The sequence below is a fragment of the Pseudomonas sp. PI1 genome (assembly GCF_000812405.1).
Lineage (GTDB): Bacteria > Pseudomonadota > Gammaproteobacteria > Pseudomonadales > Pseudomonadaceae > Pseudomonas > Pseudomonas citronellolis.
The window spans coordinates 202528-214345 of record NZ_JWMC01000098.1 but is presented as its reverse complement, the minus strand read 5'-3'; the positions used below and the strand labels follow the sequence as shown (position 1 = coordinate 214345).

Annotated in this window: 11 protein-coding genes; 7 read left to right on the top strand and 4 right to left on the bottom strand. The window is 69.7% G+C overall.

Translation table 11 applies throughout. The annotated features are described in order from the left end of the window. Positions 1-158 precede the first annotated feature (158 nt). Positions 159-1439 carry an acetyl-CoA C-acetyltransferase gene (locus RN02_RS29100; RefSeq protein ID WP_043318736.1) on the top strand — a complete coding sequence of 427 codons (1281 nt, stop codon included), beginning with the start codon at positions 159-161 and terminating at the stop codon, positions 1437-1439. A 438-nt stretch (positions 1440-1877) separates the two neighbouring features. Here RN02_RS29100 and RN02_RS29095 read toward each other — a convergent pair whose 3' ends face one another. After that, positions 1878-2324: an Lrp/AsnC family transcriptional regulator gene (locus RN02_RS29095; protein ID WP_009613218.1), complete on the bottom strand. Its 447-nt coding sequence runs from the start codon at positions 2322-2324 to the stop codon at positions 1878-1880. 166 nt (positions 2325-2490) lie between these two features. On the opposite strand from RN02_RS29095, the gene yedA reads away from it, so the two are divergent. Next, positions 2491-3378, top strand: coding sequence for a drug/metabolite exporter YedA (gene yedA / locus RN02_RS29090; RefSeq protein WP_043318867.1), 888 nt, complete (start codon positions 2491-2493; stop codon positions 3376-3378). Between the two features lie 6 nt (positions 3379-3384). Here the strand turns inward: yedA and RN02_RS29085 are convergent, their stop codons facing one another. From RN02_RS29085 to RN02_RS29075, 3 genes are all read right to left on the bottom strand, one after another. Beyond that, positions 3385-3636, bottom strand: a complete 252-nt coding sequence (locus RN02_RS29085; protein WP_009613214.1) for a hypothetical protein — start codon at positions 3634-3636, stop codon at positions 3385-3387. A gap of 120 nt (positions 3637-3756) precedes the next feature. After that, on the bottom strand, positions 3757-5340 hold the full coding sequence (locus RN02_RS29080; RefSeq protein ID WP_043318734.1) for a rhodanese-related sulfurtransferase: 1584 nt from the start codon (positions 5338-5340) through the stop codon (positions 3757-3759). After that, on the bottom strand, positions 5337-5942 hold the full coding sequence (locus RN02_RS29075) for a 3-mercaptopropionate dioxygenase (RefSeq protein ID WP_043318732.1): 606 nt from the start codon (positions 5940-5942) through the stop codon (positions 5337-5339). Before RN02_RS29075 ends, RN02_RS29080 begins: the two co-directional genes overlap by 4 nt. A 113-nt stretch (positions 5943-6055) precedes the next feature. On the opposite strand from RN02_RS29075, the gene RN02_RS29070 reads away from it, so the two are divergent. The 5 genes from RN02_RS29070 to RN02_RS29050 all read left to right on the top strand — a co-directional run bounded on the left by RN02_RS29070 (position 6056) and on the right by RN02_RS29050 (position 11748). Next, positions 6056-6952: a LysR family transcriptional regulator gene (locus RN02_RS29070; RefSeq protein WP_043318730.1), complete on the top strand. Its 897-nt coding sequence runs from the start codon at positions 6056-6058 to the stop codon at positions 6950-6952. A gap of 515 nt (positions 6953-7467) precedes the next feature. Continuing rightward, entirely contained in the window at positions 7468-8535 is a 1068-nt protein-coding gene (locus RN02_RS29065; protein WP_082033917.1) for an LLM class flavin-dependent oxidoreductase, read from the top strand. 12 nt (positions 8536-8547) lie between these two features. Further along, complete coding sequence (locus tag RN02_RS29060; RefSeq protein WP_043318726.1) at positions 8548-9492, top strand: ABC transporter substrate-binding protein; 945 nt, start codon at positions 8548-8550, stop codon at positions 9490-9492. Positions 9493-9509: 17 nt separating this feature from the next. Next, the gene (locus RN02_RS29055) at positions 9510-10592 is read left to right on the top strand and encodes an LLM class flavin-dependent oxidoreductase (protein ID WP_043318724.1); all 1083 of its coding nucleotides are present in this window, start codon (positions 9510-9512) and stop codon (positions 10590-10592) included. Positions 10593-10596: 4 nt separating this feature from the next. Continuing rightward, a complete protein-coding gene (locus RN02_RS29050; RefSeq protein ID WP_043318722.1) occupies positions 10597-11748 on the top strand; it encodes an acyl-CoA dehydrogenase in 1152 nt (383 codons plus the stop codon). Positions 11749-11818 lie beyond the last annotated feature (70 nt).

The following is an 11818-nucleotide window of genomic DNA, read 5'->3' as shown; positions in this document are numbered from 1 at the left end:
CTCCTGCACGGATACTCGAAGTGCCGACCACTCTACGCAGGCACCGGTTCCGCGCAATTGACCGCGCTGACCTGCGCCATGGCGGGGCGGCCAATGCGACGGGACCGGCTAAGGTTAGCCTGTGCGCCAGAACCCGCTCAGCCCGCAAGGAGCCTTGCATGACCCAGACCCGACGGGTCGCCATCGTCGGCGGCAACCGTATTCCCTTCGCCCGCTCCAACACCGTCTACGCCACGGCGAGCAACCAGGAGATGCTGACCTGCGCCCTCGACGGCCTGATCGAGCGCTACAACCTGCACGGCGAGCGCCTGGGCGAGGTGGTGGCCGGCGCGGTGCTCAAGCACTCGCGGGACTTCAACCTCACCCGCGAATGCGTGCTGGGCACCCGCCTGGCCCCGGAAACTCCGGCTTACGACGTCCAGCAGGCCTGCGGCACGGGCCTTGAGGCGGCGATCCTGGTGGCCAACAAGATCGCCCTGGGGCAGATCGACTGCGGCATCGCCGGCGGCGTGGACACCACTTCCGACGCGCCCATCGGCGTCAACGAGGGGCTGCGGCGCATCCTGCTGGAGGCCAACCGCGGCAAATCCAACGGCGACAAGCTCAAGAGCCTGCTGAAGATTCGCCCGCGCCACCTGATGCCGCACATCCCGAAGAACGGCGAGCCGCGCACCGGGCTGTCCATGGGCGAGCACTGCGAGCTGATGGCGCAGACCTGGCAGATCCCCCGCGACGAGCAGGACAAGCTCGCCTACGAAAGCCACATCAAGCTGGCCGCGGCCTACGCCGAAGGTTGGCAGAACGACCTGATGACGCCGTTCCGCGGCCTGACCCGCGACCAGAACCTGCGCCCGGACATCAACCTGGAAAAGCTCGGCACCCTCAAGCCGGTGTTCGAGAAGGGCCCGCGCGGCACCCTCACGGCGGCCAACTCCACCCCGCTGACCGACGGCGCCTCGGTGGTGCTGCTGGCCAGCGAGGACTGGGCCAAGGCGCGCGGCCTGCCGATCCTGGCGTACTTCAGGGATGGCGAGGCGGCGGCGGTGAACTTCGTCGGCGAAGGCGCAGAAGGCCTGCTGATGGCCCCGGTGTACGCCGTGCCGCGGCTGCTGGCGCGCAACGGCCTGAGCCTGCAGGACTTCGACTACTACGAAATCCACGAGGCCTTCGCCGCCCAGGTGCTGTGCACCCTCAAGGCCTGGGAGGACGCCGAGTACTGCAAAACGCGCCTCGGCCTGGACGCGCCGCTGGGCTCGATCGACCGCAGCAAGCTCAACGTCAAGGGCAGCTCCCTGGCCGCCGGCCACCCCTTCGCCGCCACCGGCGGGCGCATCGTCGCCAACCTGGCCAAGCTGCTGGACACGGCCGGGAAAGGGCGCGGGCTGATCTCGATTTGCGCGGCGGGCGGGCAAGGTGTGACCGCGATCGTGGAAAAGTAATCCAATACATCGGGCGGCTGTGGCCGGCCCACGATGTAACAGCAACTCCGTGACTTAAGGCGGTGCCGTGCGAGCGGTGCCGCCTCTTTTTTTGCTCGCAGGGTGGGGCTTTGGCTTTTCGTAGGAGCGAGCTTGCTCGCGAATGGTGCTTTCCGGCGGGCTTGGGAGGTGGGCTTTAGAGCGCCCTCTCCCTAACCCTCTCCCTGAAGGGAGAGGGGACCGTTGGGCAGAGTTGGGTATTTCTGAGTCAGCCGGCAGTCCCGGCGGCTTCCAGCTGGAACCATTCCTCCTCTCGGCATGGACAAGCTCCCTCTCCCTTCAGGGAGAGGGCTGGGGAGAGGGGACGGAATCGACCCGAGGCGACAGCGCTGCCGGGAGAGGCTGTTCGCGAGCAAGCTCACTCCTACGAAATACGAAAAGCCTCCAGCCTCCAGCCTTTCATCCCCCCTGCAACATTGCCGGATGTACCCGCCCATCCAGCGCCGTGGACAGCACCAGCGAAGTCTTGCTCGCCCCGTGCTGGGCCAACTGGTCGATCAGTTCTTCCAGCTCGGCGGTGCTGGTCACCGTCACCCGCAGCATCACGCAGGATTCGCCGGTCACCCGGTAGCAGTCGAGCACCTGGGGGATTTCCGTCAGGCGTTGCAGTTGCAGGGCGCCGCGGTGGTCGTTCAGGCGCAGTTCGATCAGGCACTGGATCGGGCGGCCGAGCTTGGTCAGGTCTACGCTGGCGTGGTAGCCGGTGATCACGCCGTCGGCCTCCAGGCGCGCCACGCGGTCGGCCACTGCCGGGGGCGAGAGGTTGATGCGCCGGGCCAGTTCGGCGAAGGACAGGCGGCCGTTTTCCAGCAGGGCGGCGAGCAGTGCGCGGTCGTATTTGTCCATCGTTTTTCTCGTCTGTGGAATCGACGGATTTACATTTGAAAATCCATCGAAAGAAAAGTGTTCCGCCAGATAATGCGTTTTCTGTGCCTTATAAGGCGCGAAAGCACTTAATAAAATGAGGCGCTACGACCCACTTGTCGAGCCCTCTGCCATGTCTGTCATGCCCATGCCCAAAGCCCGCGTTTCGCTGACGCTGATCGCTGCCTTCTTCGCCCTCTACTTCATCTGGGGCTCGACCTACCTGGTGATCCGCATCGGCGTGGAAAGCTGGCCGCCGATGCTCATGGCCGGCTGCCGCTTCGTCATCGCCGGGACGCTGCTGCTGGCCTGGGCGCTGTACCGCGGCGCGCCGCTGCCCAGCGGGCGGCAGTGGCTGAACGCCGGGGCCATCGGCATCCTCCTGCTCAGCTGCGGCAACGGCGGGGTGACGGTGGCCGAGCACTGGGGCGTGGCCTCGGGCGTGGCCGCACTGGGGGTGGCCACGGTGCCGCTGTTCGCGTTGGTGTTCGCGCGCCTGTTCGGCCAGCGCAACAGCCTGCTGGAGTGGAGCGGCATCGGCCTTGGGCTGTGCGGCATCGTGCTGCTCAACCTCGGCTCCAACCTGCAGGGCAGCCCGGCGGGCGCCGCGCTGATTCTCTTCGCCGCCGCGGCCTGGGCCTTCGGCTCGGTGTGGAGCCGGCGCCTGGACCTGCCGGCCGGGCCCATGGCCAGCGCCTTGGAGATGCTGGTGGGCGGCGCCGCGCTGCTGCTGGGCAGCCAGCTTTCCGGCGAGCACCTGCAGCAGATGCCGGATGTGCGCGGCTGGCTGGCGCTGGGCTACCTGGTGGTGTTCGGTTCGATCATCGCCTTCAGCGCCTACGTCTACCTGCTGGCCAACGTGCGGCCGGCGGCGGCCACCAGCTATGCCTTCGTCAACCCGGCGGTGGCCGTGCTGCTCGGGGTGGCGTTCGCCGACGAGCACATCGGCTGGCCGGAGGCGCTGGCGATGGCGGTGATCATCGGGGCGGTGGTGTTGATCAGCCTGCCGCAGTGGCGGCGGCGCGAGGCGGCCTGAGCCGGCTCAGTCGATCGGGACGATGCGCACGCGGCTGACGCCGACGCGGTCGGCGCTGTTGCGCAGGTTGGGGATCAGGTTGGGGTCCAGCGGCGCGTCGGTCAGCCCGGTGGGGTCTTCGCCGGTCTCCTGCGCCAGGTGCAGCAGCACCTGGAGCAGGGCGAGGAACTCGTTGGGTTCCTCGGACCACTCGTGGATCAGCCGGCGCGGCTGTTCGCGCAGGCGGTAGTGGATGGCGTAGCGGTGGGTGACGTTCATGGTGGCACCTCTGCAGGCTAAGACACCCCAGAACGTCAAAATTCCCATCACTTTCCCGGCCAGCCGACAGGTGGTCATTTTTTCGCCACTCACCGACAGACGTCGCGAAATGGCGGGGTTTCAGATGACGAAAAAGCCGTGGGTGCCATCACGGCCGAGCTGCTCGACCAGGCCGAATTCCCAGTCCAGGTAGCCCTGCATGGCCTCGCGCGGGTTGTCGGTGCCCTCGTAGGGGCGGCGGTAGCGGTCGATGCGCGGCGTGGCGAGCAGGCTTTCGCCTTCTTCGGTTGGCAGCCCCGCGGCGACCCAGGCGGCTGTGCCGCCTTCGAGCAGGAACACCGGCTTGCCGCTCAGGGCCTGCACTTCCGGCACGGCGAAGCGCGCCAGCAGGCTGCTGCCGCAGGTGAGCACGTAGCGCTCGGCCGTGCCCAGCTGCGCCAGCGCTTCTTTCAGCTGGCTGCGCAGGGCCCAGGCGGCGCCGGGAATGTGGCGTTTCACGTAGTTGGCGCTGGCGGTGAAGTCGAGCACCCGGGTGCCCGGCTCGCGCAGCCACTCGGCCAATGTCTGCGGGGCGATGGTCTCGGCCTGCGGTTGCTGCGGCAGCGGTGCGGACCAGGCGCCCCGTTCGCTGAAGTCGGCGGCGGACAGGCCGTCCAGCACCGCCACCTCCCAGCCCATCTGCGCCAGCCAGGAAGCGCTCATGTTGGCGCGCGCACCGTCGTCGTCCACCAGCACCAGGCGCGCGCCGCGCACGCTGGCGACGTGGTCGGTCTCCTGCACCAGCTGGCCGCCGGGGGTGGAGCGCGAGCCGGGCAGGTGGCCAGCCTCGTATTCCTCTGGGGTGCGCACGTCGAACAGGTAGGTGGTACGCGCGCCTTCGGCCTGCCACTGGCGCAGGCCGACCAGGTCGATGCGCGCCACCCGCGCGCGGTCGGCCACGGCGCGGGCGCGCTGGGCGGCGGCTGCGCGGGTGGCGGCGGAGACTTCGCCGAAGCGCCGCGCCTGGCCGTGTTCCAGCTGCTGGCCGGCGAGGGTCCAGCCGATGGTGCCGTTGCGCAGCGCCGACACCGGGTTGGCGATGCCGGCGTTCACCAGCGACTGGGTGCCGATGATGCTGCGGGTGCGCCCGGCGCAGTTGACGATGACGCGGGTGGCCGGGCTGGGCGCCAGCTCGGCGACGCGCAGCACCAGCTCGGCGCCGGGCACGCTGATGCCGCCGGGGATGCTCATGGTCTGGTATTCGTCGAAGCGGCGGGCGTCCAGCACCACCACGTCGGCCTTGGCATCGAGCAGCGCCTGCACTTCCTCGGCGGCCAGCGACGGCGTGTGGCGCTCGGCTTCCACCAGCTCGCCGAAGGCCTTGCTCGGCACGTTGACGTCCTTGAACAGCTCGCCGCCGGCAGCGCGCCAGCCGGCCAGGCCGCCGTCGAGCACGGCCACGTCGCTGTAGCCCAGCGCCAGCAGACGCTTTGCGGCGACTTCGGCCAGGCCTTCGCCGTCGTCGTAGACGGTGACCGGCGTATCGCGGCGCGGCACGCGGGCGTAGACCTCCAGCTCCAGCTTGGACAGCGGCAGGTTGGCGGCGAACAGCGGGTGCGCCTGGGCGAAGGGGTCTTCCTCGCGCACGTCGAGCAGCGCCAGCTCGCGGCGGGCGAGGAGGGCGGCGCGGAGGTCGTGGAAGGTACGGCGGGCGATCTGGCTCATGCGGGGTTCTCTTTCGACAGGTCCCAGATATTGGGCAACTGGCTGTTGGAATAGCCGGAGATGAAGGGCTTCTCTTCACCCTCGGCGGTATAGACGGCACGCCGTACCGCGCCGATGTTGGCGCCGTAGACGTGGATGCTGATGGACGGCCGGTCGGCGAAGGCGTTGCTGACCTGGTGGATGTCGCCGATGCGCGGCGACACCGCTTCCACCTCGCCCGGCTCCAGGCGCAGCGCCGCGCCGGCCGGCTGCAGGCTGCCGTCGGCGGCGAAGGCGAAGGGCTGCGAGTATTCGGCGCCGCGCAGCATGCCGATCAGGCCCCAGACGCGGTGGTCGTGCACCGGCGTGCGCTGGCCCGGACCCCAGACAAAGCTGACCACCGAGAAGCGCTGCTGCGAGTCGGCGTGCAGCAGGTACTGCTGGTAGCGCTGCGCGTCGGGCTGGGCGCAGGCCTCGGGCAGCCAGTCGTCATGGCGCACCAGCTCGGCCAGCAGCGGGCGGGCGCGGGCGAGCAGGGTGGCTTCGTCGGGATGCCTGTCGAGCAGGTTGGCCAGGTCGCCGATGAACTGGCGCAGGCGGTCGAAACGCAGGGGGGCGGACATGCAGCGTATTCACTCCGGAAGGTTCTGGCTGTACGGTAGCAAACGCGTTTTTATTCCTGAAATGCATTTTGAATCTAAGCTAATATGCAAGAAATGCAATTGGTGCCAGCCCCATGAAGATCGACGACATCGACGCCTTCGTCGCGGTGATCCGCAACGCCTCCCTGAGCCAGGCCGCCGAGAGCCTGGGCCTGACGCAGTCGGCCATCACCCGCCGGGTGCAGAGCCTGGAGGAAGCCCTGGGCGTGGAGCTGCTGGACCGCAACACCAAGCCGCTCAAGCCCACCGCCGCCGGCCTGCGCGTCTACGAGCAGTGCCGCCGGGTGCTGCGCGAGGTGGACGGGCTGCGCGAACTGGTGGCCAGCGACACCGCCCCCAGCGGCGTGCTGCGCCTGGGCGTGCCGCAGAGCATCGGCGAGGTGGTGCTGCTGGAAGCGCTGCGGTGCCTGGCCGGCGAGTACCCGGAGCTGCGCGCCCAGGTCAGCAGCGGCTGGGGCGGCCACCTGCTGGCGCGGCTGGAGAACGCCGAGCTGGACGCGGCGGTGGTGCTGTTCCCGCCGAGCAAGGTGTTCCCCGACGACCTCGGCGCAACGCCGCTGGGGCGCGTGGAACTGTGCGTGGTGGCCGCCCGCGACAGCGACGTGCAGGCCCGCCGCCTGCTCGACTGCTACCAGCACGGCTGGGTGCTCAACCCCGACGGCTGCGGCTTCCGCGCCGGCCTGCAGCGCGCCCTGGCCGACCAGGGGTTGGGCTTGCAGCTGAACCTGGAGACCTTTGGCAGCGAGTTGCAGCTGGGCCTGGTTGCCGAGGGGCGTGGCCTTGGGCTGGTGCCGGCGCCGGCTCTTGCGCGCAGCCGTTATCGGGAGCAGCTGCGGGTGTTGCAGTTGGAGGACTTCCAGCCGCTGATCCAGCTCTGGCTGGTGCGGCCGCGCTTGCTGGGCAACCTGGAGGCGCCGGCGCGGTTGTTCGGCGATGCGGTGGCTGAAGGGTTGGATATGCGGGTGGGGTGAGTCTTACTCATTCGCCCCCTGTAGGAGCGAGCTTGCTCGCGAACAGACTCTCCCGGCAGCGCTGTCGTCTCAGGTCGACTCTGTCCCCTCTCCCCAGCCCTCTCCCTGAAGGGAGAGGGGGCTTGTCCGTGCCGAGAGGAGGCTTGATTTAGCCTGTCACCTCTGTGCTAGCCGGCTGACTCCAGAACATCCAAGCGCTCCGAACGGTCCCCTCTCCCTTCAGGGAGAGGGTTAGGGAGAGGGCGCTCTCATGCCTGACACCGGCATGACCGGGAAACTCTGTTCGCGAGCAAGCTCGCTCCTACAAAAGCGAAAAACCCTCCCCACAACTTGCTCAACCCTGAATATGCGTATTTCGCATATTAGAATATGCCAAAAATGAATTTCCATCATGAAGTGCTTGCCTATAGCTTCTAAGAACAACGTCCATCAAGACGTTTTTCTTATAACGAAAGCCGCCGCCCTTATGCAGCGGCCCAGGCGAGGGCAACACAGTGAGCGTGGAAATTCTCGGCATGATCACCGCCACCCCGAGTTCCGAGGTGGACCAGCCGCTGGGGGAGGCGGTGGACGCCGGTTTCGTCCGGCGCTTCGCCCAGGTCCATGAGGACGCCGGTTTCGACCGCGTGCTGGTGGGCTACTTCAGCAATGCCGCCGAGGGCGCCGTGGTCAGCTCCTTCGTCGCTGCTGCGACCCGGCGCCTGGGCATCCTGCTGGCCTACCGGCCCGGAGTGATCGCACCGCCGCTGGCTGCGCGCCAGCTCGCCACCCTCGACCAGTTCAGCGACGGCCGCCTGGCCCTGAACGTGGTCAGCGGCGGCAACGACGAAGACCTTGCCCGCGACGGCGACTACCTCGACCACGACCGCCGCTACGCCCGCACCGACGAATACCTCGACGCCCTGTGGCGCATCTGGACTGCCGAGGCCCCGGTGGACTTCGCCGGCGAATTCTACCGCTTCCAGGGCGCCTCGCCGGCCGTGCGCCCGCGGCAGAAGCCGCATATCCCGATCTACTTCAGCGGCTCCTCCGACGCCGCCATCGAGGTCGCCGCGAAGCACGCCGACACCTACATGCTCTGGGGCGAGCCGCTGGCCGCCGTCGACGACCACATCCGCCGGGTGCGCGCCGCCGCCCGGGCCCAGGGCCGTGAGCCACGCTTCTCGGTGTCGTTCCGGCCGATAGTCGCCGACACCGAGGAAGCCGCCTGGAAGCGCGCCGCCGAGGTGCTCGAACAGGTGCGCGAGAACCGCGCGCGCCTGGGCCTGCCGCTGCACGACCACCAGCCGCAGAACGTCGGCTCGCAGCGCCTGCTGGCCGCCGCGCAGCAGGGCGAGGTGCTCGACACCCGGCTGTGGACCGGCGTGGCCCGGCTGACCGGCGCGCGCTGGAACTCCACCGCCCTGGTCGGCACCCCCGAGCAGGTCGCCGCCGCCCTGGGCGAGTACTACCGCCTGGGCGTTTCCACCTTCCTGATCCGTGGCTTCGACCCGCTCGGCGACGCCGTGCGCTACGGCCAGGGCCTGATTCCCGCCATCCACGACCACATCGCCCGCCTGCCGCAACTGCGCCGCGCCGGCTGAGGAGCCCCACCGATGAACCTGAAACGACGCCTGCGCGCCACCTTCGCCGCGTTGCTGCTGGGCGCGCCCCTGGCCCAGGCCGCCGACCTGCCGACGCTGCGCGTGGGCGACCAGAACTACTACAACGTGCGCGCCTCCATGGAGGCCTCCGGGGTGCTCGAAGGCGCGCTCTACACGGTCGACTGGAAGCACTTCCAGTCCGCCGCGCCCGTGGCCGAAGGGCTGCAGGCCGGGGCGCTGGACCTGGGCTTCCTCGGCGACTCCGGGTTCATCTTCCTGGCCGCCAAGGGCGCGCCGGTGAAGCTGATCGGCGTGTCGCGGCAGAACCCCGACACCATCGCCCTGCTGGTGCCCAAGGACTCGCCGGTGCAGAGCATCGCCGACCTCAAGGGCAAGAAGGTCGCCTACTGGCCCGGCGCCTGGAGCCAGCAGCTGACCCTGCGCGCCCTGGAGAAGGCCGGCCTGCCCAGCGACTACGTCGACTTCGTCAAGCTGATGCCCATCGACGCCGCGGCCGCCCTGCCGCGCGGCAGCATCGACGCCTTCCCGGTGTGGGAGCCGTACATCTCGCAGCAGATCGTGTTCTCCGGCGCGCGCCCGATCCTCACCGCCCGCGACCTGATGCCGGGGCTGTCGAGCATCGCCGCCAACGCCGCTTCCATCGAACCCAAGCGCGCGCAGATCGCCGACTTCCTCGGCCGCCTGCAGAAGGCCCGGGCCTGGGTCGAGGCGCACAAGGAGCAGTACGCCGATATTTGGGCGAAGAAGGCCAACCTCGACCCGGCCGTGTCGCGCCACTGGATCGGCCAGGCCGGCATGAGCGTCGGCCCGGTGGACGCCCAGGCCGCCGCCGACTACCAGGGCACCGCCGACTTCCTGCTGCAGACCGGCGCGCTGCCCAAGGCCTTCGACACCGCCAGCGTGATCGACCCCTCCTTCGCCAACGCCTTCCACTGAGCACAGGACGCAACCCCATGAGCATCCAGTTCCTCGGCATGATCGGCCACCGCTTGGCCTCCGAGACCATCGCCCCCGCCGGCCCGATCCTCGACAAGCAGTACATCGCCGCCTTCGCCCGCGCCCACGAGGAGGCCGGCTTCGACCGCATCCTGGTCGGCTACTGGTCCGATCAGCCGGACGGCTTCCTGGTGGCCGCCACCGCCGGCCTGGCCACCTCCAGGATCAACTTTCTGCTGGCGCACCGCCCCGGCTTCGTCGCCCCGACCCTGGCCGCGCGCAAGCTGGCGACACTGGAGCACCTGCTCGACGGGCGCCTGGCGGTGCACATCATCAGCGGCGGCAGCGACGCCGACCAGCGCAAGGACGGCGACTACCTCGACCACGACCAGCGCTACGCCCGCACCGACGAGTTCATCGAGGTGCTCAAGCGCACCTGGACCAGCGCCGAGCCCTTCGACTTCCACGGCGAGCACTACCGCGTGGAGCAGGCCTTCTCGGCTATCCGCCCGCAGCAGAAGCCGCATATCCCGGTGTATTTCGGCGGCTCCTCGGAGGCGGCGCTGAAGGTCGCCGGCAGGCAGGCCGACGTGTTCATGCTCTGGGGCGAGCCCCTGGCCCAGGCCGCCGAGACCATCGCCGCGGTGCGCGAGCAGGCGCGGCAGAACGGCCGCGAGGTGGAGTTCAGCCTGTCGTTCCGGCCCATTCTCGGGCGCACCGAGGAAGAGGCCTGGGCCAGGGCCGAGGCGATCCGCGCGACTGCCAGCCAGCGCCTGGGCGAGGCCGGCTTCCCCAAGGGCAAGCCGCAGAGCGTCGGCGCCCAGCGCCTGCTCAAGGCGGTGGAGCAGGGCGACCGCGTCGACGAACGCCTGTGGACCGGCATCGCCAAGCTGGTCGGCGGCGGGCACAATTCCACCGCCCTGGTCGGCACCCCGGAGCAGGTCGCCGATGCGCTGCTGGCCTACTACGACCTGGGCGTGCGCAGCATCCTCATCCGCGGTTTCGACCCGCTCAACGACGCCGTGGAATACGGCCGCGAGCTGATCCCGCTGACCCGCGCCAAGGTCGCCGAGCGTGAGCGCCGGCGTGCCACGGCCTGAGCCCATGAGCAACTTGCAGAGCCCATCGCTGGCGCTCAACGACCTGCTGCCGGCGCTCACCCGGCAACTGGCCGAGAGCGCCGAGGCCTACGACCGCAGCGGCGACTTTCCCCACGCCAACCTCGCCCTGTTGCAACACCACGGCCTGCTCGGCCTGGCCCTGCCGCAGGCGCTCGGCGGCCCCGGCGCCGGCCTCGGCGAACTGCGCCGGGTGGTCGGCGCCGTGGCCCGTGGCGAACCCTCCACCGCGCTGGTGCTGTGCATGCAGTACCTGCACCTGCGGCGCCTGGCGGACAACCCCGGCTGGCCCGAAGCGCTGAAGCGCCGCGTGGCCCGCGAGGCGCTGGAGCAGGGCGCGCTGATCAACAGCCTGCGGGTGGAGCCGGAGCTGGGCTCGCCCTCGCGCGGCGGCCTGCCGCAAACCGTGGCGCGGCGTGACGGCGAGTGCTGGCGGCTGTCCGGGCACAAGCTCTATACCACCGGCATTCCCGGGCTGACCTGGCTGGCGGTGTGGGCGCGCAGCGACGAGCCGACGCCGCGGGTGGGCGCCTGGCTGGTGCGCCGCGACAGCCCCGGCATCCGCATCGTGGAAAGCTGGGACCACCTGGGCATGCGCGCCACCGGCAGCCATGAGGTGATCTTCGAAGAGGTGCCGGTGCCGCTGGAACACGCCGTCGGCCTCTACCCCCACGACCAGCCGCCGGCGCCGGACGAGGCCGTGCTGCGCGACTTCGCCCAGGCCAGCGCGGCGCTGCTCGGCGCGCTCTACGACGGCATCGCCGGTGCCGCCCGCGATTGGCTGCTGGGCTGGCTGCGCGAGCGCGTGCCGGCCAGCCTCGGCGCGCCCCTGGCGAGCCTGCCGCGGGTGCAGGAAGCGCTGGGCGCCATCGACGGCCTGCTGCTGCAGAACCGCCTGCTGCTCGACGCCGCCTGCCGCGAGCGGCTGAGCGCCAGCGAGGCGGGGCTGATCAAGGTCGCCGTCACCGACAACGCGGTGACGGTGGTCGAGAAGGCCCTGGAGCTGAGCGGCAACCACGGCCTGAGCCGGCACAACCCGCTGCAGCGCCACTACCGCGACGTGCTCTGCGGGCGCGTGCACACCCCGCAGAAGGACAGCGTCTGGATCGCGGCGGGGAGGGCGGCGCTGAGCCCCTGAGCCCGCGCGATCACCCGACAACAACGACGGCAATATCGGCGACCGCACCGGCGGAACGGATAGCCCCAAG